26 protein-coding genes are annotated in these 25,916 nt (G+C 65.2%); 14 read left to right on the top strand and 12 right to left on the bottom strand.

Annotation, left to right across the window (positions count from 1 at the left end; all coding sequences use genetic code 11):
- Window positions 1-9: 9 nt before the first annotated feature.
- The 5 genes from UP10_RS26515 to UP10_RS26535 all read right to left on the bottom strand — a co-directional run bounded on the left by UP10_RS26515 (window position 10) and on the right by UP10_RS26535 (window position 5,662).
- Window positions 10-651: a YoaK family protein gene (locus UP10_RS26515; protein ID WP_044590185.1), complete on the bottom strand. Its 642-nt coding sequence runs from the start codon at window positions 649-651 to the stop codon at window positions 10-12.
- 95 nt (window positions 652-746) lie between these two features.
- On the bottom strand, window positions 747-2,795 hold the full coding sequence (locus tag UP10_RS26520; RefSeq protein ID WP_044590186.1) for an elongation factor G: 2,049 nt from the start codon (window positions 2,793-2,795) through the stop codon (window positions 747-749).
- A 186-nt stretch (window positions 2,796-2,981) separates the two neighbouring features.
- A complete protein-coding gene (locus UP10_RS26525; protein WP_044590187.1) occupies window positions 2,982-3,467 on the bottom strand; it encodes a DUF992 domain-containing protein in 486 nt (161 codons plus the stop codon).
- Between the two features lie 235 nt (window positions 3,468-3,702).
- Entirely contained in the window at window positions 3,703-4,221 is a 519-nt protein-coding gene (locus tag UP10_RS26530) for a DUF992 domain-containing protein (RefSeq protein ID WP_044590188.1), read from the bottom strand.
- Window positions 4,222-4,459: 238 nt separating this feature from the next.
- Window positions 4,460-5,662 carry a pyridoxal phosphate-dependent aminotransferase gene (locus UP10_RS26535; protein WP_044539491.1) on the bottom strand — a complete coding sequence of 401 codons (1,203 nt, stop codon included), beginning with the start codon at window positions 5,660-5,662 and terminating at the stop codon, window positions 4,460-4,462.
- A 573-nt stretch (window positions 5,663-6,235) separates the two neighbouring features.
- Here UP10_RS26535 and UP10_RS26540 point away from each other — a divergent pair.
- The 6 genes from UP10_RS26540 (at window position 6,236) to UP10_RS26555 (ending at window position 10,253) form a co-directional block, all read left to right on the top strand.
- Window positions 6,236-6,889 (top strand): glutathione S-transferase family protein, encoded by a 654-nt coding sequence (locus UP10_RS26540; RefSeq protein ID WP_044590189.1) that lies wholly within the window; start codon window positions 6,236-6,238, stop codon window positions 6,887-6,889.
- 167 nt (window positions 6,890-7,056) lie between these two features.
- A complete protein-coding gene (locus UP10_RS45415) occupies window positions 7,057-7,233 on the top strand; it encodes a hypothetical protein (RefSeq protein WP_197086901.1) in 177 nt (58 codons plus the stop codon).
- Between the two features lie 62 nt (window positions 7,234-7,295).
- A complete protein-coding gene (locus UP10_RS45420; protein ID WP_197082684.1) occupies window positions 7,296-7,433 on the top strand; it encodes a hypothetical protein in 138 nt (45 codons plus the stop codon).
- Between the two features lie 198 nt (window positions 7,434-7,631).
- A complete protein-coding gene (locus UP10_RS26545) occupies window positions 7,632-8,444 on the top strand; it encodes a PAS-domain containing protein (RefSeq protein ID WP_044590190.1) in 813 nt (270 codons plus the stop codon).
- A 90-nt stretch (window positions 8,445-8,534) separates the two neighbouring features.
- Window positions 8,535-8,996 carry a GNAT family N-acetyltransferase gene (locus UP10_RS26550; protein ID WP_044590191.1) on the top strand — a complete coding sequence of 154 codons (462 nt, stop codon included), beginning with the start codon at window positions 8,535-8,537 and terminating at the stop codon, window positions 8,994-8,996.
- Window positions 8,997-9,311: 315 nt separating this feature from the next.
- Window positions 9,312-10,253 carry an aldo/keto reductase gene (locus UP10_RS26555; RefSeq protein ID WP_044590192.1) on the top strand — a complete coding sequence of 314 codons (942 nt, stop codon included), beginning with the start codon at window positions 9,312-9,314 and terminating at the stop codon, window positions 10,251-10,253.
- Between the two features lie 161 nt (window positions 10,254-10,414).
- On the opposite strand, the gene UP10_RS26560 is transcribed toward UP10_RS26555, so the two are convergent.
- Window positions 10,415-11,638, bottom strand: coding sequence for a DUF1501 domain-containing protein (locus UP10_RS26560; RefSeq protein ID WP_044590193.1), 1,224 nt, complete (start codon window positions 11,636-11,638; stop codon window positions 10,415-10,417).
- 2 nt (window positions 11,639-11,640) lie between these two features.
- Window positions 11,641-13,203, bottom strand: a complete 1,563-nt coding sequence (locus tag UP10_RS26565; RefSeq protein ID WP_044590194.1) for a DUF1800 domain-containing protein — start codon at window positions 13,201-13,203, stop codon at window positions 11,641-11,643.
- A 361-nt stretch (window positions 13,204-13,564) separates the two neighbouring features.
- Here UP10_RS26565 and UP10_RS26570 point away from each other — a divergent pair, with 361 nt between their 5' ends.
- Window positions 13,565-14,242, top strand: a complete 678-nt coding sequence (locus UP10_RS26570) for an HAD family hydrolase (RefSeq protein ID WP_044590313.1) — start codon at window positions 13,565-13,567, stop codon at window positions 14,240-14,242.
- Between the two features lie 106 nt (window positions 14,243-14,348).
- On the opposite strand, the gene UP10_RS26575 is transcribed toward UP10_RS26570, so the two are convergent.
- Both UP10_RS26575 and UP10_RS26585 read right to left on the bottom strand, forming a co-directional pair.
- Window positions 14,349-14,993: a VOC family protein gene (locus UP10_RS26575; protein ID WP_044590195.1), complete on the bottom strand. Its 645-nt coding sequence runs from the start codon at window positions 14,991-14,993 to the stop codon at window positions 14,349-14,351.
- Between the two features lie 315 nt (window positions 14,994-15,308).
- On the bottom strand, window positions 15,309-16,016 hold the full coding sequence (locus UP10_RS26585) for a glutathione binding-like protein (RefSeq protein ID WP_044590197.1): 708 nt from the start codon (window positions 16,014-16,016) through the stop codon (window positions 15,309-15,311).
- 227 nt (window positions 16,017-16,243) lie between these two features.
- Here UP10_RS26585 and UP10_RS26590 point away from each other — a divergent pair, with 227 nt between their 5' ends.
- Both UP10_RS26590 and UP10_RS26595 read left to right on the top strand, forming a co-directional pair.
- Complete coding sequence (locus UP10_RS26590; RefSeq protein WP_044590198.1) at window positions 16,244-17,359, top strand: MBL fold metallo-hydrolase; 1,116 nt, start codon at window positions 16,244-16,246, stop codon at window positions 17,357-17,359.
- On the top strand, window positions 17,356-17,982 hold the full coding sequence (locus UP10_RS26595; protein WP_044590199.1) for an SCO family protein: 627 nt from the start codon (window positions 17,356-17,358) through the stop codon (window positions 17,980-17,982). The genes UP10_RS26590 and UP10_RS26595 overlap by 4 nt, the downstream gene beginning before the upstream one ends.
- 16 nt (window positions 17,983-17,998) lie before the next feature.
- Here UP10_RS26595 and UP10_RS26600 read toward each other — a convergent pair whose 3' ends face one another.
- Complete coding sequence (locus tag UP10_RS26600) at window positions 17,999-18,232, bottom strand: hypothetical protein (protein ID WP_044590200.1); 234 nt, start codon at window positions 18,230-18,232, stop codon at window positions 17,999-18,001.
- A 119-nt stretch (window positions 18,233-18,351) separates the two neighbouring features.
- On the opposite strand from UP10_RS26600, the gene UP10_RS26605 reads away from it, so the two are divergent.
- The 5 genes from UP10_RS26605 (at window position 18,352) to UP10_RS43265 (ending at window position 24,387) form a co-directional block, all read left to right on the top strand.
- On the top strand, window positions 18,352-19,257 hold the full coding sequence (locus UP10_RS26605; protein ID WP_044590201.1) for a LysR substrate-binding domain-containing protein: 906 nt from the start codon (window positions 18,352-18,354) through the stop codon (window positions 19,255-19,257).
- Complete coding sequence (locus tag UP10_RS26610; protein WP_044590202.1) at window positions 19,247-20,470, top strand: NAD(P)-binding domain-containing protein; 1,224 nt, start codon at window positions 19,247-19,249, stop codon at window positions 20,468-20,470. The genes UP10_RS26605 and UP10_RS26610 overlap by 11 nt, the downstream gene beginning before the upstream one ends.
- 162 nt (window positions 20,471-20,632) lie before the next feature.
- Complete coding sequence (locus UP10_RS26615) at window positions 20,633-20,869, top strand: hypothetical protein (protein ID WP_044590203.1); 237 nt, start codon at window positions 20,633-20,635, stop codon at window positions 20,867-20,869.
- A gap of 305 nt (window positions 20,870-21,174) precedes the next feature.
- Window positions 21,175-24,102, top strand: coding sequence for an excinuclease ABC subunit UvrB (gene uvrB / locus UP10_RS26620; protein WP_082077264.1), 2,928 nt, complete (start codon window positions 21,175-21,177; stop codon window positions 24,100-24,102).
- Window positions 24,103-24,105: 3 nt separating this feature from the next.
- The gene (locus UP10_RS43265; protein ID WP_082077265.1) at window positions 24,106-24,387 is read left to right on the top strand and encodes a pyridoxamine 5'-phosphate oxidase family protein; all 282 of its coding nucleotides are present in this window, start codon (window positions 24,106-24,108) and stop codon (window positions 24,385-24,387) included.
- Here the strand turns inward: UP10_RS43265 and UP10_RS26625 are convergent.
- Together UP10_RS26625 and UP10_RS26630 are read right to left on the bottom strand one after the other, a co-directional pair.
- The gene (locus tag UP10_RS26625) at window positions 24,280-24,636 is read right to left on the bottom strand and encodes a hypothetical protein (protein WP_044590204.1); all 357 of its coding nucleotides are present in this window, start codon (window positions 24,634-24,636) and stop codon (window positions 24,280-24,282) included. The two genes, UP10_RS43265 and UP10_RS26625, sit on opposite strands and share 108 nt — an antisense overlap.
- 1,013 nt (window positions 24,637-25,649) lie before the next feature.
- On the bottom strand, window positions 25,650-25,889 hold the full coding sequence (locus UP10_RS26630; RefSeq protein WP_044590205.1) for a hypothetical protein: 240 nt from the start codon (window positions 25,887-25,889) through the stop codon (window positions 25,650-25,652).
- Between the last annotated feature and the right edge of the window lie 27 nt (window positions 25,890-25,916).

Below are 25,916 nucleotides of genomic sequence, written 5' to 3' on the forward strand. Positions count from 1 at the left end.
CCCGCGCTGTCAATCCGTCCGCTTCGCGGTTGCGGCAAGCAGCGCGGCAAGCCCGAGTGCCGTGCCGGCGGCAAACCAGACCGCGGCGAGGTTGATCCAGTGGTAGGCGAGCGCGCCAAGCAGCGCGCCCGCCACGAGCGCCGCCCACAGCAGCAGGTTGGGTATCAAGGCCCAGCGGGCGCCACCGGTCAGCACGGCGGCCGTCAGCTGACCGACCTTCACCAGCGCCCCAGTCATGTAGGTCAGGCCGAGCCCGGCGCCGCCGTCGATCTGGAACACCGCGTTCTCCAGCCCCATCGCCAGCACGATCGCCGCGACCGCGATATTCGGCAGGCCGAACGCGGCGCTCAGCGCCGCGGCCGCGAGCAGCAACGCCTCGGCGAGCAGGACCAGGGGCTGGCGATGCGCCGCGCGGCTGAGCACGATCAGGCTGCCGGCCGCAGCGCCGGCGACAAACAGGGCGATCAGCCCCAACGCCTCCAGGGCATGCGCCCAATGCGCCTCGGCGAGCGTCACGCCAAGCCGCGTCGAGTTGCCGCTCATGAAGGAGACGAACAGACCGCCCAAATGCAGATAGCCGATGCCGTCGACATAGCCGGCCAGTGCGCTCAGCGCGCAGGCCAGCGCCAGGTTGCGGCGGGATTCAAGCATGCTGGTCTTGCAGCCCCATCATGGGATGCAAGCTAGCTTCGCCCGGCGATCTTGCCAACGATCACGCCCCATCGGGGCGTGATCGCAAGCCTGCATCACGCCGCGTCGCGATGCGCGGCGATGATCTGGTCGGCGGCGCGGCCCGTCACTTCGGCCATACGGTCGAACTGGCGGGTGAAGCTGCCGGCGCCGGCGGTGGCCGAGCGCAGCTCGACGATGAGGTCGCCGATCTCGGCTTCCGGCATGGTGGCGCGGACGCAGTCCCAGCCGCTCCAGCCCTCCCGGGTATCGAAGCCGAGGATCTGGCCGCGGCGCGCCGACAGGATCGCATTGATCTTGGCGGTCGCCTCCGTCGGACAGACGATCTCGACCAGGTGGATCGGCTCCAGCAGCACCGGCTGGCACTGCGGCAGCGCCTCGTTGACGCCGGCCCGCGCGGCGGTGCGGAACGCGAGATCGGAGGAATCGACGCTGTGATAGGAACCGTCCATCAGCGTGACGTCGACGTCGATGACGGGGAAGCCGAGTGGTCCGCGCGCCATCGCATCGACGACGCCCTCTTCGACCGCACCGATATAGTTGCGCGGCACCGCGCCGCCGACCACCTTCTCGTGGAATTCAAAGCCGGTCCCGCGCGGCTTCGGCTTGACCTCGAGCACGACGTCGCCGAACTGGCCGTGGCCGCCGGACTGCTTCTTGTGCCGGCCGCGCTGGGTGACGGCTTTCCGGATCGTCTCCTGATAGCCGATCACCGGCGGATGCGATTTGACGCTGATGCCGAAGCGATCCTTCAACCGCTCCTGCGCCACCCGCAGATGCATCTCGCCCTGCCCCCACAGTACGGTGTCGTGCGTCTGCGGGTTCTGCACCATCGACAGCGAGGCATCCTCCTCGTTCAGCCGCAACAGCGCCTGGCCGAGCTTGACGTCGTCCTTGCGGTCGGTCGCTGCGATCGAGATCGACAGCACCGGCGCAACCGGCTCGACCGTCACCAGTGACGTCGGCGCGGTCTTGCCGCTCGACAGCGTGTCGCCGGTCTTGATCGCGTCGAGCTTGCCGAGCGCGACGGCCTCGCCGGCTTCCGCCGACGGTCGCTTGCTGTCATGTCCGACGCTCACCGCCAGGATGCCGGAGACACGTCCGCTCTCGCCGGTCGAGGATTGCAGCGTCGCGCCGTCGTCGAGGCGGCCCGCGAGCACGCGCGCCAGCGACAGCTTGCCGCCGTGTTGCAGATGCAGGGTCTTGAACACATAGGCCAGCGCATCCTTGGTCCCGGACACGCCGAGGCGTTTGGCAGTTTCGGCAACGCCGGGCGCTTCGTGGCGCAGCGCCTTCATCAGCCGCAGCACGCCGTTCTCGCGGCTCGCAGCTCCAAGCAGCACTGGGCAGATCAGGCCCTCGCGCAGCTCGCGGGCGAGATCGTCGAACACCGCGTCGCGCGGCGGCTGGATATCCTCCAGCAATTGCTCCATCAGCGCATCGTCGTGGTCGGCGAGCTTCTCCAGCATCGAGAAGCGCGCTTCCTTCTCGCGGTCGAGATCGCCGCCTTCGAGGGCCATGACCTCCGACGGCTTGTGTTCGCGATAGACGAAGGCGCGCTCCAGCGCGAGATCGACGAAACCTTCGATCAGATCGCCGTTCCAGATCGGGATCTGGCGCAGTACCAGCGGCACGCGCGAAGCCGGCTGCAAGGTCGCGAGCGTCTCGCGGATGCGCTTGTTGGCGCGATCGATCTTGTTCAGGAACAGGAAACGGGGAATGCCGAGCTCCTCGAGCTCGCGCAGGATGATCTGCAGCTGCGGCAGCTTCTTTTCATCGGCCTCGCAGACCACGACCGCGGCATCGACCGCCGGCAGCGCGGCGCGCATGTCGTGCGCAAACTCAACCGAGCCGGGACAATCGATAAAGGTATAGCTATCTCCCATGAAATGGGTGGTGGCGGCGGTCAGGCCGACGCCCATCTTGTGCTGGCGCGCCTCGGGGCTGGCATCGCCGATGGAGGTTCCGGCATCGACGCTGCCGGCACTCTTGATGGCGCCCGTGCGCGCCATGATCGCTTCCAGAAGTGTGGTTTTACCGCTTTGGAAAGGGCCCACTAGTGCAATGCACCGTGGACCTCGGGGACTTCTGACGTCTTGTCCCATTGCCGCCTCCTCGCGTTGGAGCTCGGCCCATGATTGGGTCGGCGACCTCCAATGCTCCGCCCGTCCGGAGGTTTTGGCAAGCCGGAAAAATCGCTGCGGTGCGGTGTCGCGCGCGAGGCGTAGAATCCCTCCCGCTCTTCACGGGAGAGGTCATAGCTTGCGCAATGCGCAAGCTATCGGAACGCATCAGCGCCCCGGACGCAGCTCGAGGCTCTCCAGCCCGGCGGCGATGTTGATGCCGACCTGGCCCTGCACGCTCAGCGGCTGCAGCGCGATCGTGTTGTTCGAGCCGCCAACCAGCACGTTGCCGCCGACGCCGACGCCGAGCGTCGCGCTGCCCTGCGCGCCGGCATAATCACCGGTCAGGTCGCCTTGCCCAAGCCGCGCCACCGGCGCCCACACGCCCCAGGCCAGCGCGGATTCCTGCGTGATGCCGAGGTCGAGGCCCACTTTGCGAATGGTCGCGACGTAGCGGTCTTCCGGCATGCCGTCGATGCGCAGCACGCAACCAAGATTGGTCACGGACCCGACGATGAAACCAACGCTTGCGCCGCCGCGGCATTCGAGGACGCCGACCTGCACGCGCTGGATCGGCTGCTGCGCATTGGCGCCAGCGATCGAGGCCGCCAGCGTGGCGATGGCAGCACCGGCGAGGAGGATGAAGCGACGCATTTGAGGGATCTCCGGCTGAAAGGCATGATGCGAGCTGAGAGCGGAACGGACGCCGCACCCCAGGCGCCCGGCTTGCTATGCCATAACATCGCACGCCGTGCCAGATTTGGGCCGTTCGCCTTCCGATTATTGCGGGATGTGGCTGGCACGACGTATCCCAGCGACCCACGCCGCGGTCACCGGACAAAAAAAGAGGCCCGCTTTCGCGAGCCTCCTTGATTCAAAGCCTGTCGGCTTAGTGGTGGTGATGATGGCGGTGATAGTGCCGGCGCGGACCTCCGACGCGAACCGGCTCGAGGTCGATGCCGGCGATGCCGGCCGCGACGTTGAGGCCGGTCTGGCCCTGCACGCTCATCGGCTGCAGCGCATAGGCATTGTTCGGGCCGCCGAACAGGAAGTTACCACCGGCGCCAAGGCCGACCGACGCGTTGATGCCGACGCCGCCGTAGCTGCCGGCGAGCGCACCGCGCGGGAGCTGCGTGGTCGGCGCGCTGACCGCCCAGGCGAGCTGGGTCTGCGCGGTGACACCGAGGTCGAGGCCGATCCGCTTGACGGTCGCAATGTAGGGCTCGGGCCGGCGGGCGTTGGCGCTCTGGAACACGCATTCGAGCTGGGTGACGGAGCCGACGACGAAGCCGACATTCTGCCCGCCCTGGCATTGCAGGACTCCGGCCTGAACCTGAGGCGCCGCGTTGGCGGTGGCGATCGGCGCCAGCAGCGCGAGCGTGGCGAGGGTGAGTGTCGAAAGTCGCATTGGGTCTGTCTCCGCAAGATGAACTGAATTTGTGCGGCGGACAGGAAGGAAGGGTCATGTCCAAAACAAGGCGGTTCGCAAAGATGCCGTAAAAACTTCCCGCGTGTGACCGTAACGACCTGAGCAGGATGTGATTTGACGTGATTTGACACAGCGCTTTTGCCGCTGCGCGCGACTTCAACGCGCACCTGCGCATTCCCGCATCACGTGCGGGAATGCATTTTCGTCCGACAGTGAATTATCGCAGATTGCCGCAGAAGCGCTGGATGCGCTTGCAAGCTTCCTCAAGATCCGAGGTCTTGGTGGCATAGGAGATGCGGAACGCGGGTCCGAGCCCGAACGCGGAGCCCTGCACCACGGCGACGCCTTCGCTCTCGAGCAGCTCGGTGACGAAGTCCTCGTCGTTGCCGAGCACCTTGCCCGACGGCGCCGTCTTGCCGATCGTGCCGGCGCAGGACGGATAGACGTAGAACGCACCTTCGGGACGCGGGCACTCGATGCCGCTCGCCTGGTTGAGCATCGACACCACGAGGTCGCGGCGTTCCTTGAACACCTTGTTGTTGGCCGGGATGAAGTCCTGCGGCCCGTTCAGTGCCTCGACGGCGGCCCACTGCGCGATCGACGACGGGTTCGAGGTCGACTGCGACTGGATCGTCTGCATCGCCTTGATCAGCTGTGCGGGACCGCCGGCATAGCCGATGCGCCATCCGGTCATGCAATAGGCCTTCGACACACCGTTCACGGTCAGCGTGCGATCGTAGAGGCTCGGCTCGACTTGCGCCGCGGTGGTGAAGACGAAGTCGTCATAGACCAGGTGCTCATACATGTCGTCGGTCATCACCCAGACATGCGGATGCTTGACCAGCACGTCGGTGAGCGCCTTCAGCTCGCTGCGCGTATAGGCCGAGCCGGTCGGGTTCGACGGCGAGCACAGGATGACCCACTTGGTCTTCGGCGTGATCGCCTTTTCGAGATCTTGCGGGCGCAGCTTGAAGCCGCTCGACGCCGGGCAAATCACCGGCACCGACTCGCCGCCGGCAAGCGCGACCATCTCGGGATAGCTGACCCAATAGGGCGCCGGGATGATCACCTCGTCGCCCGGATTGATGGTCGCCATCAGCGCGTTGTAGAGCACCTGCTTGCCGCCGGTGCCGACGATGATCTGGTTCGGCTTGTAGGAGAGGCCGTTCTCGCGCGAGAACTTGTTGATGATGGCTTCCTTCAGCTCCGGAATGCCGCCGACATCGGTGTACTTGGTCTTGCCGGCCTCGATCGCGTGGATCGCCGCCAGCTTGATGTTGGCGGGCGTGTCGAAGTCAGGCTCGCCGGCGCCGAGGCCGATGACGTTGCGGCCCGCGGCTTTCAGCGCACGCGCTTTGTCCGTGACCGCGATCGTCGCGGACGGCTTCACACGGTCGAGCGCAGCGGACAGGAAGGCCATGATCATCTCCGGGCAAACGTCGTGAACAGTTGGCCACGACTTGATCTGAATGGGATCGCGGCACACTAGGCCGGTCGCCGCTGCATCGCAAGAAGCTTGGCGGCAAAGTCGGAAATTTTCGCGCGATCGCGCGCGGCGCACGCAACATTCCGCAAGTTCCGGCCCCGATCGGCTCATATCCGGCAAGGTCTGCGGCGGCCGGATCGGGCCCGTCGCGACAACACATCGCCACGCGCAGCAACACGAATTGCTCCGAGGACAATTCGCCGCGCGCTGGCTGCGAGCACGGCATCACCGGGACTCGGGATCGGCACGCCCTGAACATGTTAATATCCGCGACCACAACCCGCCGGCTGGCATCGATCGCAGCGTCGCGCAAGCGTGATCCGAGTTGTTCTGCCGTGTCGATAGAATCGTTCTGCACGCGTGCAGTGCGGTAGGCGTTTCGACTTTTTCCAGGGTCGAGGGCTTGCGACGCACCGGTATCGGCATCATTGTTTAGGCGCATTGCGGTGTGACAGGCCGCGCAGTCTTCGAGCGTCCCGTCTTCCCGATCGAGTGAACCCCGACGCAATGTACAAGCTCTATTCGATGCAGCGCTCCGGCAACAGCTACAAGGTTCGCCTGGCGCTGGCCTTGCTGAACACGCCGTACGAGGCGGTCGAGATCGACATCCTGCGCGGCGAGAGCCGCACCCCGGAATTCCTGGCCAAGAATCCGAGCGGCCAGGTGCCGTTGCTCGAAGTCGCCGAAGGCCGCTACCTCGCCGAGTCCAACGCCATTCTCTGGTATGTCGCGATCGGCACGCCGCTGGCGCCGGAATCGCGGGTCGAGCGCGCCGAAGCGCTGCAATGGATGTTCTTCGAGCAGCACGCGCTGGAGCCGAATATCGGCGCCGCCTATTTCTGGCTGTCGCTGGTCAGGGGCGGCCGGGACTTGCAGACGCATGCCCTGGAGGACTGGATGGAACGCGGCTATGCGGCGCTGCAGGTGATGGAGAATCACCTCAAGGGACATGCCTATTTCGCCGCCAACCAGTTCACCGTCGCCGACATCGCGCTGTATGGCTACACCCACGTCGCCGACCGCTGCGATTTCGACCTTGCGACCTTCCCGGCGATCCGCGCCTGGCTCCGACGGGTCGAGCAGACCCCCGGATTCGTCGCCATGGATTGGCAGTCCGGAAGCGGGATCGAGGCCCCGGCCCGCCTCGCCGCCAGCGTCTGAACAACTGATTTAGCGGGAAAACCGCCTAAATAGCGGGCAAAACCACTAATACCGCCGTGTTTTTGCCGTTTTCGATGGCTTGGCCGCCGTAATATTGCCGGCGACGACCCGCACATTTTGGGTTGAACGTCGCGGGTGATTCGCCCGCGCCCTGAAGGATTTAGACCATGGTACGGTCGTCCGGCACGGCAGGCTTCGAGAGCCGCCCTGCCCCCGTGGCATCGACCCGGCTGACGAATGCGATCGCCGCATCGCTCGCGATCGGCGCGCTGACGCTCTGCCTCGTCGTCACGCTGACGGTGCTGTCGAGCAAGATCGCCATCGCGATGCCGCTCGCGACCTAACTCAGCATTTTCCGGTTGGCACCTTTGCGCAGCAAGGCGCGGTGGAGGCGGCGCGGCTCGACATGATGAAGACACCCGTCGGACTGGTAACCGTGACGTTGGCGGTCGCGATCCTGCTCGCGGCGTCGCTCTTGATCGTGACCGGCACGCGTGGCGAAGACCGTGCGCATCCGATGCGGATCATGACGCCTGCCAAATAGACCGCGGCGCTCAACGCCGTTTGCGGAAGATGCACGGAGCCGGTTGCTCGCCGACGTGCCTATCATTTGATTTGAAAGCGGCGAAAGCTCGCCCGGCCGCCGCAGGCAGGCCTTAACGCTCACAGTGGAAATGCCGGCAGCGTTGCGGACCTGCCGTCAAACTGCGGCCCTTATTCTCGACAGGCAACGAGAACGCCCATGCGGTTCGACTGGCGTACAATTTCGGGTCCGGCTCTGACGGCGGTCACCGCGCTGACCGCCTTCCTTGTCGATCGTTATCTAGTCGCGGTCCCCAACCCCGCGCCGCTGTTCGTCTGCATCGTCGCACTTGCCGCCTCCGTCAGCGGCATCGCCTCCGGGCTGACCAGCGCGGGGATCGCGGTGATATGCTCGGCGCTGTTCTTCCTCGATCATCGCGCGATGCCCGGTTACGGCGTAACAGACGTGTCGCGGATGCTGATGCTGGCGGCAACCGCCGCCGGCACCGCCTTGATCACCGGACTGCTGCGGCAGAAATGGATCGATGCCTTCGCCGCCGATCAGGAGCATAACGCCACCGCAGCGCGGCTCGCCAACGCGCTCGACCAGGTCGACATCGGCATCGTGCTGCTTGACTCCGACACCCGCGCCGAATTCATCAACCGCGCCTTCCGCGAATATTTCGCGCTCTCCGACGCGCAGGCTGACTCGAAGCCGCCCTTCATCGCGCTGATGTATCACGGCCGCGACACCGGCGCGTGGGAGTTGCCGGAGGACGAGATGGGCGCGTTCATCGCAGAGCGTACCGAGAAGATGCGCGCAGGCGATTCCACGCCGATCAATATCACCCTTGCCGACGGCCAGGTGCTGCGCTTCAGCTGCACCGCGCTGCCCGATGGCGGGCGCATGCTGAGCTACACGCCGGTGACGGATCTGGTGCGATACACCGACGATCCCGACAGGGCCGACTATTTCCGTTCGCTGCGCGGCAGCGAGCGCGCGCAGGCGCCGCCTCTGCACGCCGCGGAGTGACGCAGGATGCGCTTGCGCAATTGATCCCGCACGATCCCGACGATAGAACGTTGCCGGCCGCTCGCCGCATCGCTCACCGCAGGATCACTCATGTCCGACGACGTCACCATCCGCTTCGTTGCCCGGCAGGACTACGCCCAGTGGCTTCCGCTGTGGGACGGCTACAACGCGTTCTACGGACGTTCAGGGCCGACGGCGCTGGCGCCTGAGATCACCGCGGTGACGTGGCAGCGCTTCTTTGATGCCTATGAGCCGGTGCATGCGCTGGTCGCCGAGCGGGACGGCAGACTGCTCGGGCTGACGCACTATTTGTTTCACCGCTCGACGACGGCGATCGAACCGACATGTTACCTGCAGGATCTCTTCACCGACGCGGCCGCGCGCGTCAAAGGCGTCGGCCGCGCTTTGATCAACGGCGTTTACGCGCAGGCGAAGCTCGCAGGCTCGCCGCGGGTCTACTGGCAGACCCACGAGACCAACCACACCGCGATGCAGCTCTACGACAAGGTCGCGGAGAAGCCGGGCTTCGTCATCTATCGCCAAGTCTTTTGAATACCACTTCTGAGTCCAAGTCTTCTGAGCACCGCTTCTGAGTGCAGCTTCTGAGCGCGTCTCCGAAGCCCTGTGGATAAGATCAGATGTCACCGGGGCGTTACAAAGCCCGGCTAGGCTTCGCCCTGCGTAAGATCAGGCCCCCCGTCTCGGATCTCGCGCCCCGAGCGGTCCCCGTCAGTCGCCGCGTCTGACCGGGACCGCTTTTTTTTTGCGCCATTGCCATGCGCCGTGCGCGGCCGGAGCGCACCTTGCCGGGTGAGGGGCAACGCGCCACAATGCGCCGACCTTGCTTCTCCCCCACAGGATTATCTCATGGAAATTCGTAATCTCGGCGGCTCGGGCCTGCGCGTATCCGCGGTCGGCATCGGCTGCAACAATTTCGGTCAGCGCACCGATCTGGAAACTTCGCGCAAGGTGATCCACAGGGCAATCGACCTCGGCATCACCCTGTTCGACACCGCCGACATTTACGCAGGCCAGGGTGGCTCGGAAACCGTGCTCGGCACGGTGCTGGGCGATCGCCGCAAGGACATCGTGCTCGCCACCAAATACTCCAAGCCGATGGCGGCCGACGGCACCAAGCAGGGCGCCTCGCGGCGCTACATCATGTCGGCGGTGGAAGCGAGCCTGACCCGGCTGAAGACCGACTACATCGATCTCTACCAGCAGCACGATTACGATCCCTTGACGCCGATCGACGAGACCTTGCGCGCGCTCGACGATCTCGTCCGCCAGGGCAAGGTGCGCTACATCGGTAATTCCAATTTCCCGGCATGGCGCATCGCCGAGGCCGAGTACGTCGCGCGCGCGATGAACGTCGTCCGCTTCGTCTCCTGCCAGGACGAATACAGTCTCGTGGTGCGCGACATCGAAAAGGACCTGCTGCCGGCGGCGAAGGAATACAATCTCGGCCTGCTGCCGTTCTTTCCACTCGCCAGCGGCCTTCTCACCGGAAAATACCAACGCGGTGCCGCCGCCCCCGCCGATACGCGTTTTGCGAAAGCACCGGCGCTGAAAGATCGCTACGTCACACCGCGTAACGAGGACATCGTCGAGAAGCTGCAGGCCTTTGCCAAGGAGCGTGGCCACACCATGCTCGAGCTTGCGTTTTCGTGGCTGGCGGCACGCCCGCAGGTCTCCAGCGTGATCGCGGGAGCAACGCGCGTCGAGCAGGTCGAGCAGAACGTGAAGGCGATCGACTGGAAGCTGAGCGCGGACGAGATGTCGGAGATCGATCGGATTACGAAGGGGTAACCGCCGCCGATCAGGTTTTCACACAGCCTGGAAGGCCGGGACCCATAACCACGAATGAGTATGGGTATGCCGCGCTGGGGCCCCGGCGATTCCTAACAACAACGTTCGGTGGTAATGGGTCCCGGCCTGCGCCGGGACGACATCGAATTTGTGGCTCGCGCTTACGCCACCAGCCCCTTCATCGGCTTCACCGGGCTGCTATCCGGAAACACCGTCTCCGCGAGCGCGCGCTCGCCGACGCCGAGCTGATCGTGCAGCACGCCCTTGATCACCGCGCGCAGATCGATGGTCGGGGCGAGGTCGCGGGCCTGGTAGAGATTGGCGGGTTTCAACCCTGGCCAGTCCGTGATCATCCGGCCGCCTTTGACCGCGCCACCTGCGAGCAGCGCGATGGTGCCGGTGCCGTGGTCGGTGCCTTCGGTGCCGTTGATGCGCGCGGTGCGGCCGAATTCGGTGGCGACCACGATCACGGTGTCGCGCCAGCGATCCCCCAAGCCGCTTTCGAATTCCGCCAGCGCACCATCGAGGCCGCCGAGCAGTTGCGCGAGACGGCCGACCGGGCCGCCCTCATTGGCGTGGGTGTCCCAGCCATCGAAGGCGAGCGCGCCGATCCGCGGGCCGTCATCGGCCGCCATCAGTTTAGCGGCGCCGCGCGCCACCAGCCGCATCGCGGCCACGCCGCCTGCGCCGGGCTTCGGCTTCATGTCGTCGCCCTGCGCCTGCTTCTCGAGCTGCAACCCTTGCGTCAAGGCGCTCGCCAGCGACGGATCGCGGTGCTGATAGAGATCGAGCAGCCGCATCGCGGTGTCGTCGGCAGCCTGCGGCAGTGCGACCGGTGCCCAGCCGACCGTGGGCGCCGCACCGCGCAGCACCAACGGCGTGGTCGGGCCGACCGCGAGCGCGCTCATGACACGCTCGCCTTTCGGCAGCGCCTCCAGCGCGCGATTGAGCCAGCCGGACTGCACCCGGCCGGGACCGGCAAAGCCGCTTTCGAGCACGTCCTGCCCGTCGAAATGCGAGCGATCGCGATAGGAGGTCGCGACCGCATGAACCACCGCGGCCTGTTTGGCGCGATACATCCGCGCAAACTCCGGCATCGCTGGATGCAGGCCGAAGAACGGATCGAGCATCATTGCAGCATTCGGCCCGTCGGCCTTGAGCGCGATCGCGCCATGCAGGCCGGCATAGTCAGGATCGCCGATCGGCGCGACGGTCGCGAGACCGTCGAGCGCGCCACGCAGGATCACGACGACAAGCCTGGGATCGCGGCCATCAGCGGCGCGCGCGAATTTCGGCAAGTAAGCCCAGGCCGCGAACGACGCGCCACCGAGCAGCAGCGCCCGGCGCGACGTCGCCTGCGTCGTCAAGCTCTCACAGCACTCCATCGTCACCTCCTCTGGAATTCCGGCGACATCAACAACAGCGCCAGCGCCTGCTGGCGCGATTCCGCGCGCTCGATGGTGCGCCGCGTCTCCGGCGATGCCGCGTCCGCGGCGACCAGTTCGAGCAGGTCGCGCGGATCGAGCCGGTCGGCGAGCTGGGAAGCTGTCTGCGCGGAGATATCGAGCCGCAGCTTGAGACCCTCGGGCGCCGCCCAGGCCGCGCTGGTATCGGGAAAGCCGTTCGGCCCGGCGGGCGACCACAGCGGCTGACCGAGCACGTTGAGACCGTTGAGATAGCGTCCCGGATCTTCCGGATTGCGCGCCAACAAGCGGCCGGATGCCACCAGGAATTCGTAGGGCGAGCGCATCTTGGTCAGCGGCGCCTGCCAGGCCTCGCTGGAATCGACCAGCGTGGTAGCAAGCGCCTTGAGGTCGCCATCGGTTTTGGTGAAGACGTCCTGCAGCCTTGCGATCAGCGCGGGCGGCGGGTCGTCGGCGACGAAATGGCACGCGAGCTTGGTCGCGATGAATTTAGCGGTCGAGGGATGCCGGGCGATGTCAGATAGCACCGCCTCGCCCTGCGCGACGCCGTTTGGCGGATAGCTCTTGCCCAGCACGAGCTGCGGGCCGGGCTCGTGCGCATTGGCGTTGAACACGAAGGTACCTGGCGTGCCGAGTTGGCCTTGTCGTCCGGCAAAGGTCCAGCCGGTGATGACGCGTGCAAACGACGTCACGTCGTCCTGGGTGTAGCCGCCACCGACACCGAGCGTGTGCAATTCCATGATCTCGCGCGCGAGGTTCTCGTTCAGACCGCGCTTGCGGTTGATGCCGGCGCGCGAATCCGGGCCCAGCGATTGCTGGTTGTCGAGGAAGAACAGCATCGCCGGATGCTGCTCGACCGCCTTCAGCATGTCGGCAAAACGACCCAGCACATGCGGGCGGATCGCGTCGCGCTCGAACGAGCCCGCCCACATCCGTGCCAGCGCCCCCTTGTTGGCGGAGATGCAGAAGTGATTGGACCAGAACACCACCAGCCGCTCGACGAAGCCGCAATCGGCGACCACGCCGCGCTGCAGCCGCGCCAGCGCCTCGGCACGAAATGTCTTCTGGATGATGTTGAGCGGCTGTGGCGGCGGCTTCGGTGGATCGACTGCGGGCTGCATCGTCCCGGCCGGCGTCATCGCCGCGTTGGCATTCTCCGCCGACTGCATCGTCGGGTCCTTCGCCGTGATCTCCTTGGCGATGGTGGAGAGCGACAGATTGCGCCGCTGCGGTATCGGGTCGGAGGAAGACTGCGGCGCCGTCTCGCCGGCGGCGGGCTGCGCCACCTTCGCGGCGTCACGCGCCTGCTGGATCTCGAACTGATAGTCGAACACCTGCTTGCCGAGTGCGGCGGTCGAGAGCAGACCCGGAACTTCGAGCAGCGCGCCGTCGGGACGCGCGAGCTCGGCCTTGACGAAGCCGCGCGGATCGGAGGCCGCATTGACGAAATCGCCGGATGCGCCACCACGGGCGCCGAATCCGAACCGATTGAGGGCAACCAGCGCTGCTTGCGAATCGCGGGCCATCGCAGTTTCCTTGGCAGTGTGCTTGGTAGTTTCCTTGGCAGTTTCCTGGGGAATTCCCCTGGCGGCATATCCCGGCTATATGATTTGCGATCATAGCGCGGTTCGGGATGAACCCGAGATTAATTCCAGCATTAAATCGCGGTTAGAATGTTCATCTCGTCATGACGGACCGATCCGAACAGCCTGCACCTCGCCGCCTCGCCTGCGCGTCTTGCGGCGCCGGGTTTTCCTGCACGCTCGGCGGTCCCTGCTGGTGTTCCGATGAAAGCTTTCGCCTGCCGATGCCAACTGACGGCGGCGATTGCCTGTGCCCGTCATGCTTGCGGAAACTGGCGGAACAACACGCCAGCGTGAGTGCAAGATGAGCAGGCAATGGACTATCGACGCTGTCCTGCTCGACATGGACGGCACTCTGCTCGATACCGAGAAGGTCTATTTCGACAGCCTCGTCGCGGCGCTGACGGCATTCGACTACGGTGAGGATGCCGTCGCGCTCTGCCATTCCATGGTCGGCCTGCCCGGGCCGGTCTGCGAGGCCATGCTGATCGAGCACTATGGCCCGACATTTCCAATGGCCGGGATCAACCAGGCGTTCCTCGTTCACCGCGACGAGATGATGCGATCGGGCCTGCCGCTCAAGCCAGGCACGCTGGCGCTGCTCGACGCGCTGGCCGCCGCCGATTGCCCGATGGCAATCGTGACCGCGTCGTCGCGCCGCGGCGCCGAACGCAACCTCGCACTCGCCGGCATCCGCGAGCGCTTCGACACGGTGCTGACGCTCGACGACGTGACACGTGGCAAACCGGACCCGGAACTCTATTTGAAGGCGGCCGCGCATCTCGGCGTGACGCCGCAGGCCTGTGTGGCGGTCGAAGACTCCAACCACGGCGTCGCCGCCGCCCACGCCGCCGGCGCCATCACGCTGATGGTGCCCGACATGGCACCGCCGACCGACGAGACACGCGCCAGATGCGCGGCGGTGCTGCCGGACCTCAATGCCGTGCTGGTGCTGTTGCAGGAGCGTGGCGCGCTGGGGTGAGCGCTCCCTTCAACCGTCATTGCGAGCGACAGCGAAGCAATCCGTCCGTCCGCAGATGCGGCTACTATGGATTGCTTCGTCGCTTTGCTCCTCGCAATGACGAAAGTTACTCGGCAGGCCCGGCGAATAGCAGCAGATTGCCGTCGGGATCCTTCACGATGAAATCCCTGGCGCCCCACGGCTGCCGCTTCAAAGTCTGGAAGAACGTCACGCCGGCGGCTTGATACTCGAGAAACAGCTGCTTGATCTCGTCCGCGGCAGCGACCGTGAGCGAGGCGGCCAGCAACTGCTCGCGTTCGCGCAGCGCGCCGTCGATCGGAGGCACCGCGACACAGCGCAGATTGAGACGTGCGACGTCGCGCACGACCTGGGCATAGAACGGCGGCTCGCCATAGGTAAAGGCGACAGCGAAGCCGAGCTTGCGGGTGAAGAACGCGCAGGCCGCCTCGATATCCGCGACAAAGAGTTGAGGTTCGGCGGCGATGAGGACGGCTTTGGCGGATTGCGTGTCTGCATGGTCAGTGGCGGGAAGTCCTGTCCTGAGCGCCTGCCAGCTCTCGAAGCCATGTTGCCGTGCGACCAGTTCCTGCGCATCACTCAGTTTGAAGTCATGGGCGAGGATGTCGGGATCGGTCATCTGGCTGAAACGCGGCAAGCCCGACCTGATCTGGGCGGCGACCGGATAATAGCGGTCGCGGTGCCAGCGCAGAATCAGCTTGGCCTGTTTGCGAAGGTTGTCGAGATTCGGCATGGGCGCAGCTACGGTTGACGTTGCGTAGGTGGGCATTGCCCCTTCGGCGAAAACGCCGATGCGCCCTACATGCAGCGATGCAAGAATGCCGAGGCGTTGCGCTGCTGTCAACCGACTCGCGCCGTGCTGGTGCCAAGCGGCGACCTCGCCGAGGGGCTCGCGGCACGGAAGGAGCGGCGCGGCATATGTTGGGGTATGAACTCAGCCGTCATGCCCCCGCGCAGGCGGGGCATCCAGTACGCCGCGGCCATCTGGTGAAACACGACTGCCTGTGTTTACTGGATCATCCGCTTTCGCGGATGATGACAGCGAGACCTACCGCACCACCGCCGCGGTCTGTCCGAACAGCAGCTTGCGCTCTTCCTCGGTGCGGTTCACGGGCTGGCCGAAATTCGGGTTGACCTCCTTGGCCTTGGCGTAGGCCCGCATCGTGGCGGGGCGCGCGCCGATGGTCTCCAGCCAGCGCTTCAGATGCGGGAAGTCGTCGATCTCCTGGCCCTGGTTCTTGTACGGCACGACCCAGGGATAGCTCGCCATGTCGGCGATCGAATAATCACCGGCGATGAACGCGCGGTCGGCGAGCCGCTTGTTGAGCACGCCGTAGAGCCGGTTGGTCTCGTTGACATAGCGGTCGATCGCGTAGGGCAGCTTTTCGACGGCGTAGTTGCGGAAGTGATGGTTCTGGCCGGCCATCGGCCCGAGTCCGCCCATCTGCCAGAACGTCCACTGGATCGCGTCGTAGTGGCCATAGAGATCGGCAGGCAGGAACTGTCCGGTCTTCTCGGCGAGATAGAGCAGGATCGCGCCGGACTCGAACAGGGAGATCGGCTTGCCGCCGCCCTTCGGCGCATGATCGAGAATTGCGGGAATGCGGTTGTTCGGCGCGACTGCCAGGAACTCCGGCTTGAACTGATCGCCCTTGCCGATGTTGACCGGGAAGATTTTGTACTCAAGCCCGGTTTCTTCGAGAAACATCGTGATCTTGTGGCCGTTCGGCGTGGACCAGTAATGGAGGTCGATCATGGGGACGATCCTGCGTTGGGCGCGCGCATCCGTGTGCGTCGCGAAAGAAGATGCGATTGCATGAACTTGCGCGCAATGCCCGCAACGAGTCAATGGCGGCCTCATCACAGCGCGCGAATGTGATGAAAGAGCCCGGCGTCGAAATCCCATTGAGCCTCTCTTGAGCCTTGGCGCGATTGGACCTAGGTTCCGCGCTTGTCTACATCATCATTTCCGGGGGATTTTCCATGGCAAGAGATTTGGCGCGGCGCGATTTCCTGAAGGGCTCGGCGGCCATCGCCGGCGCTGCCGCGGCCGGCGCCTTCTCCTGCGTCGAGATCGCGAGTGCTGCGCCGATCCAGGTGCCGACCGTCGACAAATTGTCGATCCGCGTTCTCGTTGATTCCAGCTTCGACCAGTTCCTGCGGGCCAAGCAGGCCAACGGCGTGTCGATCGTGCCGGCGACGCGCGGCGCCGATTTCCGCAGGTCGCTGCACAATGAATGGGGCCTGTCGCTGTGGCTGGAGTCGGAGGCCGCGGGCAGCCAGCGCACGCTGATGCTCGACTATGGTTATACGCCCGAGGTGCTGCTCAACAACATGGAGCTGGTCGGCGTCGATCCCGGCAAGATCGATGCGCTGATCGTCAGCCACGGCCATTACGATCATTTCGGCGGCCTCACCGGCTTCCTGGATAAATTCCGCGACAGACTGCCGGCCGACGTCAGGCTCTATGCCGGCGGCGAGGACAATTTCTGCCACCGCGTCAACGCGACGCCGACGAAGGGCCAGTTCACCGATTTCGGCACGCTCGATCGCCGCCAGCTCGCAGCCCAACGCGTCACCACGGTGCTGTGCGAGACCCCGACCGTGATCGCGGGCCACGCCTTCACCACCGGCAAGATCACCCGCCGCAGCATCGAGCGCATCCTGCCGCAGACCTGGGTCGAGTTCGGTATCAAGGACGGGCTTGGCTGTAACACCAGCCACTATCTGCCGGCCGAACTGGACGGCAAGATCGTGCCCGACGAGCACATCCACGAGCACGCGACCTGCTTCAACGTCAGGGACAAGGGCCTGGTCGTGATCTCGTCCTGCGGCCATGTCGGCATCGTCAATTCGGTGATGCAGGCGCAGGAGGTCTCCGGCATCCAGAAGGTGCACGCCATCGTCGGCGGCTTCCATCTTGGCCCCGCGCCGAAAGACTACCTCGCCGAGGTGGTCGCCGAGATCAAGAAGCTCGATCCTGACGTGCTGATCCCGATGCATTGCTCCGGGCTCAACTTCGTGCAGGAGGCGACCGCGCAGATGGGCGACAAGGTGCTGGTGACAACCACCGGCAGCCGCCTCTCCTTCGGCATATGATTGTCCGTTCTATTGCGCTCGCCTGTGCCGGCCTGTGGCTGACGCTGGCGAGCGTGCATGCCGGCGATGCGCCGGCGCAATCGACGCGCTCGGCCGCCGAGATCATGGACATCCTGATGTGGAATCGGGAGCCGGTCGGCGGGCCCTTCGCGCTCACCGACCAGACCGGGCACGTCCGCACCAACAGTGACTTCCGCGGCAGATTGATGCTGGTCTATTTCGGCTTTACCTATTGCCCCGACGTCTGCCCGACCGATCTGCAGGCAATCGCGCTGGCGCTCGACAAGCTTGGCGGCGACGCCGACAGCGTGCAGCCGATCTTCATCACCGTCGATCCCGAGCGCGACACATCAGCCCATCTCGCCGAATATGTGCCGCTGTTCCATCCGCGCCTGATCGGCCTGACCGGCAGGGCGGAGGCGATCCGCAACGTCGCCGATGCCTACAAGGTCTATTACGCCAAAGTGCCGCTCGAGGGTGCCGGCGACTACACCGTCGATCACACCGCCTACATCTATTTGATGGACCGCGACGGCAATTATCTCGGCTTCTTCCCGCCCGGCACCTCGGCCGACCGCATGGTCGAGATCATCAAGCCGCGGCTCGCGGAGCCGGGGCACTAGATTCCGCCAGTGCGCTTCAATGCATGCGGCCGTGCGCGCGCAAAAATCTCTCGCCGCTTTCCGTCACGGTCACCCGCAGTCCCTCGACCGACGGGCGGCGCGCGACATAGCCGCGGTCGACGGCATCTTCCCAGATCGTCAGCCGCGGGCATGAGGTGCGCCAGGTCTCGATCACCTCGGCATAGGGCCGCGGCTCGCGTGCGACCCACTCTACGAGATCCAGCACCAGGGCATCGGTCGTTTCTGCCATCGCATGTCTCCCTCAACGTCCCAGAGCATGATCCTGTGGCGGCACCAATATTCCCGCGCTTGGACGGCGCGGGCAAACTGAGTTATCTTGCTCTTGCATCAGTTTTCCTGAGGGTGTTCATGCGGCGGCTGCTGTTTCTCAACGGGATCAAGGCGTTCGAAGCGGCGGCGCGGACCGGCAGCTTCGCCGGCGCAGGGCACGAGCTCAACGTCTCGGCCGCCGCGATCAGCCGGATGGTGCATCTCCTGGAAGAGCGGCTCGGCGTCGCGCTGTTCGAGCGCAAGGCGAACCGTCTCATCACCACGCCGGCCGGCCGCGCCTATCAAATCGGGCTGACGCCGATCTTCGACGCGCTGGCGAGCCTCACCGCGCAGGTCACGGCGTCGGCGAGCGCGCGCGTGCTCACCGTCGGCGTCGGGCCGACGTTTGCGATGAAGTGGATGATCCCGCACCTTGCCGAATTCCGCAAAGCGGAGCCCGACATCGAGGTTCGCATCACCACCGGCGGCATGCAGGCGCCATTCGGCGACGACTGGAGCTGCGGCATCCAGCTCGGCGACGGGCAATGGCCGGGCCTGGTCGCCGAGCCGCTGTTTGCGGCCGACCTGCTGCCGGTGTGCACGGCGCGTCTCGCCAATGGATTGAAGCGCCCCGCCGACCTGAAGGGCCCGAGCCTGATCCGCGTCGCGCATTCGCCCGACGACTGGCCGTCTTGGCTGAAGGCCGCCGGCGTGCCGCGCGTCACCGCGCGCGGACCCGAATTCCAGTTCTACGGCCAGGCGCTGCAGGCCGCGGTCGACGGGCTCGGCATCGCGATGGGCATCCGGCCCTATATCGACGACGACCTCGCCGCTGGCCGTCTGGTGGCGCCGTTTGCGCTCAGCGTGCCGAAGGGCATGCGCTGGTACCTGGTCTATCGCGGCTTCCACGCCGAGCAGCGCGACTTCGCCGCGTTCCGGCGCTGGATCATCCGCGCCGCAACCGAGCCCGCCGCGCGCGGCAAGGGAGCGCGCAATGCCGGCTGAGCGCGTCGACACGCTGGTGATCGGCGGCGGCCAGGCCGGGCTCACGATGAGCCACCGGCTGAAGCAGCGCGGCATCGATCATCTCGTGCTGGAACGGCACCGCATCGCCGAGCGCTGGCGCAGCGAACGCTGGGACGGATTGATGTTCCAGTTTCCGAACTGGTCGGTGCGGCTGCCGGAGTTTGCGTTTCCGCACAGTGACCCTGACGGCTTCTCGGCGGTCGCTTCGATCGTCAAATTCATCGAGGACTACGCAGCCTTCGTCGCGCCGCCAATCCGCTGCGGCGTCGCGGTGACCGGGCTGCGGCAAGGCGACGGCGGCGGCTTCATCGCCGACACCTCCGACGGCTGCATCGCCGCGCAAAACGTCGTGGTCGCCACCGGCCCCTATCAGCGGCCGCTGCGGCCCGATTTGTTGCGCGATCATCCCGGCCTGTTCCAGGTCCACGCCAGCGATTACAAAAATCCCGCGCAGCTTCCCGATGGCGCAGTGCTGGTGATCGGCGCCGGCGCTTCGGGCGCGCAGATCGCCGAGGAGCTGCGGCGCGCCGGCCGCCGCGTGTTCCTGTCGGTCGGACGCCACAGCCGGCTGCCGCGCCGCTACCGCGGCCGCGACCTGTTCCGGTGGCTGGCCGATATCGGCATCGACAAGACCCCGGTCGAGCTGCGTGGCCCGGCGCGCCTGCTGCCGGTGATCTCGGGCGCCGATGGCGGCCACACCATCGACTTCCGCCGCTTCGCCGCCGACGGCATCACGCTGCTCGGCCGCGTCACGGCGGCGCGCGACGGCGTGATCGCGATCGCGCCCGATCTAGGGGAGAACTTCGCCAATGGCGACGCCGCCTATGCGACGTTCCTCGGCGTGGTGGATGATTACGTGAGGACACGCGGCCTCGATTGCCCTGATGATCCGGCGGCCCGCGCCCAACTGCCTGATCCGCCGTGCCTCACCGAGCCGTTGCGCCGTCTCGATATCAGCGCCGAGGGCATCGGCGCCGTGATCTGGGCCACCGGCTACGGCCTCGATCTCGGCTGGATCGAGATACCGGTGCTGGACGCGAACGGCGACCCTAGACACCGCCACGGCATCTCCGAGATACCGGGCCTGTATTTCCTCGGCCTGCAATGGCTGTCGAAGATGAAATCCTCGTTCCTGTCTGGTGTCGGCGACGACGCCGCCGATTTGGCCGATCACATCGCGGGCCGCCTCTAAGCATGATCCGGAAAAGTGGGCACCGGTTTTCCGAAAAGATCATGCTCAAAAGCTAAGTTCCACTGCTTCGCACAAATAAAAACGACGCTGTGTGAACTCGTTCACACTTGGCCTTCCACGTGCGTGGTTCGATCCCGAAGGCTGGAAATTTCGAGGTCGCAAATGATTTACGGCGGTTTTGAAATCTCGTCGTTTGAAGTGGGAACAAGGCAATGGCACGCCAGGATTCAACGTACCGATCAAAGGCCGGTCGTCATCGATGGTATTTCGTTTCCGACGCTCGACATCGGATTTGCGTGGTCCGATCGGGATGCAGCGATCACGGACGCGAAGAGGCTGATCGACCGGTTCCGGCAACGCAATGGCAAGACAATGTCGTCAGCCCAGGTTTCGGCCTGATCGGCAACGCTGTCGTCGCTGTCGTCCCCCGATGCGAAGCTGCCTCCGCGACGCGGATCAGAACCAATTGCCCGGACTGCCAGGCCGAACTCGCCGTGCTGCGCGTGATTCCCGGCCGTGCTGCCGAATACTGGACCCTGCAGTGCGACGGTTGCGGCGGAATCCATCTCGATATCGTCGACAAGCCGCGGGCCTGACGCGCACGACGGCTGCCCTGCTGACAATTGCTGCCAGCGGGGCGCCACGCCCATATCCTTGCCCCCTTTGCCCTTTTCTCGCTGCCGGACTCGTCCCATATTCGGGGCATGGCGAAGACACCAAGCACTCCGAAAAAACCCGGCAAAACCCCTAAATCGAAAGCCCAAAGTTCCAAGGCGTCGCGGCCCGACGTCCAACCGATCGGGCCGGCGCTGGCTGAGCTGCTGAATCCCGCGATCAACCGCGGCGACGCCGGCATGGGCTCCGGCACCGGATTGCAGCCGCCGCCGGACAATTCCTGGGATCGCCGCGCCGGCGGCGAGGCCGCCGCGCATCGCGCGCGGGCGTCGACGCGCGACACCGGCGAGGACGTCGCCAAGCGCGATGCCGCCGGTTTCGACGAGGCTCCCCAGGCCAATTACGGCACCTCGGCGACGATCCCGACGCTCGATCCCGAACTGGCGCGGCAGCTCGGCCTGCCGACCGCCGAGGACGACGACGAGTCGCTGGCGCGGCCGCCGCGCAGCAAGATGGAGGCGTTCGGCGTCAAGGCGACCGCAGACGCGCTGGAGGACCTGATCCGCGAGGGACGGCCCGAGTTCCGCAAGGATGACGGCTCGACGCAGGTGTGGACGCCGCACCGGCCGCCACGCCCGGAGAAATCCGAGGGCGGCGTCCGCTTCGAGATCAAGTCGTCCTACGAGCCGAAGGGCGACCAGCCGACCGCGATCGCCGAACTGGTCGAGGGCATCAAACGCAACGACCGCACCCAGGTGCTGCTCGGCGTCACCGGCTCGGGCAAGACCTACACCATGGCCCAGGTGATCGAGGCGACGCAGCGGCCCGCCATCATCCTGGCGCCGAACAAGACGCTGGCCGCGCAGCTCTATGGCGAGTTCAAGAGCTTCTTCCCCGACAACGCCGTCGAGTATTTCGTCAGCTATTACGACTACTACCAGCCCGAGGCCTATGTGCCGCGGACCGACACCTATATCGAGAAGGATTCGTCGATCAACGAACAGATCGACCGCATGCGCCATTCGGCCACCCGCGCCCTGCTGGAGCGCGACGACGTCATCATCGTCGCCTCGGTGTCCTGCATCTACGGTATCGGCTCGGTCGAGACCTACACCGCGATGACGTTTGCGCTGAAGAAGGGCGAGCGCATCGACCAACGGCAATTGATCGCCGATCTCGTGGCGCTCCAGTACAAACGCACCCAGGCCGATTTCACCCGCGGCACCTTCCGCGTCCGTGGCGACGTCATCGACATCTTCCCGGCGCACTATGAGGACCGCGCCTGGCGCGTGAACCTGTTCGGCGACACCGTGGAGACTATCGAGGAGTTCGATCCGCTCACCGGCCACAAGCAGGACGAGCTCGAATTCATCAAGATCTACGCCAATTCGCACTATGTGACGCCGCGGCCGACCTTGGTGCAGGCGATCAAGTCGATCAAGTCTGAACTCAAGCTTCGGCTCGACGAACTGAACAATCAGGGCCGCCTGCTGGAGGCGCAGCGGCTGGAGCAGCGCACCACCTTCGACCTGGAGATGATGGAAGCGACCGGAAGCTGCGCCGGCATCGAGAACTATTCGCGCTATTTGACGGGCCGCCGCCCCGGCGAGCCGCCGCCGACGCTGTTCGAGTATGTGCCCGACAATGCGCTGGTGTTCGCCGACGAGAGCCACGTCACCGTGCCGCAGATCGGCGGCATGTTCAAAGGCGACTTCCGCCGCAAGGCGACCTTGGCCGAATACGGATTTCGTCTGCCCTCCTGCATGGACAACCGCCCGCTCCGCTTCGAGGAATGGGACATGATGCGGCCGCAGACGGTCGCGGTGTCGGCGACGCCGAGCGGCTGGGAGATCAACGAGGCCGGCGGCGTGTTCGTCGAGCAGGTGATCCGCCCCACCGGGCTGATCGATCCTCCCGTTAACATCCGCCCGGCGCGCACCCAGGTCGACGATCTCGTCGGCGAAGTCCGCGCCACAGCGCAGGCCGGCTACCGCAGCCTAGTCACGGTGCTGACGAAGCGGATGGCGGAGGACCTCACCGAATATCTGCATGAGCAGGGCATCCGCGTCCGCTACATGCACTCTGACATCGACACCATCGAGCGTATCGAGATCATCCGCGATCTTCGCTTGGGTGCGTTCGACGCGCTGGTCGGCATCAACTTGCTGCGCGAGGGCCTCGACATTCCCGAATGCGCGCTGGTTGCGATCCTCGACGCCGACAAGGAGGGCTTTTTGCGCAGCGAGACCTCGCTGATCCAGACCATCGGCCGCGCCGCGCGCAACGTCGACGGCAAGGTGATCCTCTATGCCGACCACATCACGGGCTCGATGGAGCGCGCGATCGCCGAGACCGACCGCCGCCGCGAGAAGCAGGTCGAATACAATACCGAGCATGGCATCACGCCGGAGAGCATCAAGAAGTCCATTGGCGACATCATGAACAGCGTCTACGAGCGCGACCATGTGCTGGTCGAGATCGGCGACGGCGGCATGGCCGACGACGTCATCAGCATCGGCCACAATTTCGAGGCCGTGCTGGGCGACCTCGAAACACGGATGCGAGAAGCCGCCGCCGATTTGAACTTCGAGGAAGCCGCCCGCCTGCGCGACGAAGTCAAGCGCTTGCGCGCCACCGAACTGGCCGTAGTCGACGACCCCACCGCGAAACAGCGCACGGTGCAGGGCAAGGCCGGCGCCTATGCCGGCACCAAGAAATACGGCGAGGCTGCGAACCTGCCGGTCAGCGCGCTGAAGAACAAGGCCGCGGCGACATCAGTCAAGGCAAGCCGCGGCGGCAAGTCCGGCTCAAGGGTTCACAAGCCCGATCTCGACGAAATGCACGGCCCGGAATCCCTGCCCTTCCGAGACGGCGGCGCGCTGCCCGCAAAACCATTCGGCAGCACCAGCCGGATCATCCAGCCCACCGACTCGCGGCAGTCGGGACCGGAGTTCGGCCCAGCCCCGCGCTCCAGCGGCGGCGCTCCGGGGCATCGGGGCGGATGGAAGAAGCGGTGAGCCATGACGCGCGCCGAGTTTCTCGCGTTCCTGCGGAAGCACCGGCTCGCGGTGGTCAGCACCGTTCATGACGGCGCGCCGCAGGCGGCGGTCGTCGGCATCGCCGTCACCGACGAACTCGAGATCATCTTCGACACGCTGACGACCTCACGCAAATTCACCAATCTCCGCTCGGGGTTAGCCCATGCTGGCGACCGCCACCGCCAGCAGCGACAGCATGATCACCGTCGTCACCAACTGCAGCGAGACCTGCGGCTGTTTCAGCCACTGCGCGACCTTGTCTGAGACAGACAGGTTGGCGTCGAAGAACACCGGCTCGGAGGCCTTCCGGAACAGGATTGGGAATTTCGAAACCAGCCAGGGCGTGACGGCGGCATAGACCAGCGCGGCGAGCACGACGAAGATCGCGGCGCCGACGACCTTGAGCATCAGCACGGCGGCGGCAAATGTTGGCAGGCCCTGGAAGATGGCGGTCAGCGCAAAGCCTTCGAGCCGGTTCTGCGCTGATGATTTCGGTGCAGTGATGGCGTTCATGGCGGCGTTCCTGTCTGATGACGCGGCTACTCTGCCGCGGCCGGCTGAAGAATGCCGTGACGCGCGTCACATCCGCCATTGCGGGACGCGAAGCGGCCCGACGCCGCGTAGGATGGGTAGAGCGGAGCGAAACCCATCGATCTATTTCCGCGCGACACGATGGGTATCGCTGCGCTCCACCCATCCTACGGTTCTGGGTCTGTGACAAAATCAACACGACGGGCAACTCAGCCGAAAACCTGTCAACGCCCTCAAGAGAAAACATTTCGCTTTATCAGAAGATCAACTCAGTGTATGAATCCGGCTGTCTCACCCGATAAGAGGGGCGTGCGCACGTCACGAACGCGCGGTGGGATGCGGTGGACGCCGATTGCGCAGCTGACGAGAGCGCATGAGGCGGACGGTGAAGTCGTGTGGTCCGAGCCCCTAAGGCAGGTTGAAAATTGGCAGGAGGCAAATGCTTCTTGCTGATGACGGTGACAAAAAAGCCCGGTTTCGCCGGGGAGCACGTATAAGCCGTAACCCATCGCGCAGGGAATGCCGGAGTGCCTCCGCTGAACCTGTATGCTCGTGTGCGCTTTGTTTTCTACCTTGGCACACGAGACCGCGGGTGCAGCGTGCACCCGGCATTCCCTGCGCCCTCTTGATTCAGAGGGTGAAACGAAAAGTAAAGCTCGGGCAAATCATGTCGCGGGGATGAGAAGCTGCGTCCCCATCCACAGTGTCATCGCCCGGCCTGTGCGCAATTGCGCACATGGACCGGGCGACCCAGTACGCCGCGGCCTATCGGCTCAACAATGAATGTCTCTGGAATACTGGATCGCCCGGACGAGCCGGGCGACGACAGCGTAGATTGCGGCTGGAAAATTGAATCCAATTCTCACCTCGTCATTGCGAGGAGCGAAGCGACGAAGCAATCCATCGCTCCGCGCATGTGGAGCGATGGATTGCTTCGCGGAGCCTGTCATCGGGCGCGCATTCGCGCGACCCGTTGGCTCGCAATGACGCGAGAACTACAGCTTGTCCTGCTGCGCCGGCTGGGCTTGAGGCTGCTGTTGCTGGCGGGCCTGCTCCTTGGCGTGATGGCGGCCGTAGAGGCAGCCGGCGGCGGCGCCGAGCACGCCGTGATGGCCGGCATAGTGGCCGGCGACGCCGCCGACGACGGCGCCCTTGATGCAGCCCTTGGCATCGACGGGAGACGCGGCGGTGAACGCAATGACGGCAATGGCGGAAGCAAGAAGAACTGATCTCATGATACGGCTCCGATGGAATCCTGCCGC

The sequence above is a fragment of the Bradyrhizobium sp. LTSPM299 genome (assembly GCF_000938235.1).
Lineage (GTDB): Bacteria > Pseudomonadota > Alphaproteobacteria > Rhizobiales > Xanthobacteraceae > Bradyrhizobium.

What these genes read in the sequence shown, in the direction of transcription:
- UP10_RS26515 (WP_044590185.1), bottom strand. Translation starts at nt 651, where the DNA reads ATGCTTGAATCCCGCCGCAACCTGGCGCTGGCCTGCGCGCTGAGCGCA.
- UP10_RS26520 (WP_044590186.1), bottom strand. Translation starts at nt 2,795, where the DNA reads ATGGGACAAGACGTCAGAAGTCCCCGAGGTCCACGGTGCATTGCACTA.
- UP10_RS26525 (WP_044590187.1), bottom strand. Translation starts at nt 3,467, where the DNA reads ATGCGTCGCTTCATCCTCCTCGCCGGTGCTGCCATCGCCACGCTGGCG.
- UP10_RS26530 (WP_044590188.1), bottom strand. Translation starts at nt 4,221, where the DNA reads ATGCGACTTTCGACACTCACCCTCGCCACGCTCGCGCTGCTGGCGCCG.
- UP10_RS26535 (WP_044539491.1), bottom strand. Translation starts at nt 5,662, where the DNA reads ATGGCCTTCCTGTCCGCTGCGCTCGACCGTGTGAAGCCGTCCGCGACG.
- UP10_RS26540 (WP_044590189.1), top strand. Translation starts at nt 6,236, where the DNA reads ATGTACAAGCTCTATTCGATGCAGCGCTCCGGCAACAGCTACAAGGTT.
- UP10_RS45415 (WP_197086901.1), top strand. Translation starts at nt 7,057, where the DNA reads ATGGTACGGTCGTCCGGCACGGCAGGCTTCGAGAGCCGCCCTGCCCCC.
- UP10_RS45420 (WP_197082684.1), top strand. Translation starts at nt 7,296, where the DNA reads ATGATGAAGACACCCGTCGGACTGGTAACCGTGACGTTGGCGGTCGCG.
- UP10_RS26545 (WP_044590190.1), top strand. Translation starts at nt 7,632, where the DNA reads ATGCGGTTCGACTGGCGTACAATTTCGGGTCCGGCTCTGACGGCGGTC.
- UP10_RS26550 (WP_044590191.1), top strand. Translation starts at nt 8,535, where the DNA reads ATGTCCGACGACGTCACCATCCGCTTCGTTGCCCGGCAGGACTACGCC.
- UP10_RS26555 (WP_044590192.1), top strand. Translation starts at nt 9,312, where the DNA reads ATGGAAATTCGTAATCTCGGCGGCTCGGGCCTGCGCGTATCCGCGGTC.
- UP10_RS26560 (WP_044590193.1), bottom strand. Translation starts at nt 11,638, where the DNA reads ATGGAGTGCTGTGAGAGCTTGACGACGCAGGCGACGTCGCGCCGGGCG.
- UP10_RS26565 (WP_044590194.1), bottom strand. Translation starts at nt 13,203, where the DNA reads ATGGCCCGCGATTCGCAAGCAGCGCTGGTTGCCCTCAATCGGTTCGGA.
- UP10_RS26570 (WP_044590313.1), top strand. Translation starts at nt 13,565, where the DNA reads ATGAGCAGGCAATGGACTATCGACGCTGTCCTGCTCGACATGGACGGC.
- UP10_RS26575 (WP_044590195.1), bottom strand. Translation starts at nt 14,993, where the DNA reads ATGCCGAATCTCGACAACCTTCGCAAACAGGCCAAGCTGATTCTGCGC.
- UP10_RS26585 (WP_044590197.1), bottom strand. Translation starts at nt 16,016, where the DNA reads ATGATCGACCTCCATTACTGGTCCACGCCGAACGGCCACAAGATCACG.
- UP10_RS26590 (WP_044590198.1), top strand. Translation starts at nt 16,244, where the DNA reads ATGGCAAGAGATTTGGCGCGGCGCGATTTCCTGAAGGGCTCGGCGGCC.
- UP10_RS26595 (WP_044590199.1), top strand. Translation starts at nt 17,356, where the DNA reads ATGATTGTCCGTTCTATTGCGCTCGCCTGTGCCGGCCTGTGGCTGACG.
- UP10_RS26600 (WP_044590200.1), bottom strand. Translation starts at nt 18,232, where the DNA reads ATGGCAGAAACGACCGATGCCCTGGTGCTGGATCTCGTAGAGTGGGTC.
- UP10_RS26605 (WP_044590201.1), top strand. Translation starts at nt 18,352, where the DNA reads ATGCGGCGGCTGCTGTTTCTCAACGGGATCAAGGCGTTCGAAGCGGCG.
- UP10_RS26610 (WP_044590202.1), top strand. Translation starts at nt 19,247, where the DNA reads ATGCCGGCTGAGCGCGTCGACACGCTGGTGATCGGCGGCGGCCAGGCC.
- UP10_RS26615 (WP_044590203.1), top strand. Translation starts at nt 20,633, where the DNA reads ATGATTTACGGCGGTTTTGAAATCTCGTCGTTTGAAGTGGGAACAAGG.
- uvrB (WP_082077264.1), top strand. Translation starts at nt 21,175, where the DNA reads ATGGCGAAGACACCAAGCACTCCGAAAAAACCCGGCAAAACCCCTAAA.
- UP10_RS43265 (WP_082077265.1), top strand. Translation starts at nt 24,106, where the DNA reads ATGACGCGCGCCGAGTTTCTCGCGTTCCTGCGGAAGCACCGGCTCGCG.
- UP10_RS26625 (WP_044590204.1), bottom strand. Translation starts at nt 24,636, where the DNA reads ATGAACGCCATCACTGCACCGAAATCATCAGCGCAGAACCGGCTCGAA.
- UP10_RS26630 (WP_044590205.1), bottom strand. Translation starts at nt 25,889, where the DNA reads ATGAGATCAGTTCTTCTTGCTTCCGCCATTGCCGTCATTGCGTTCACC.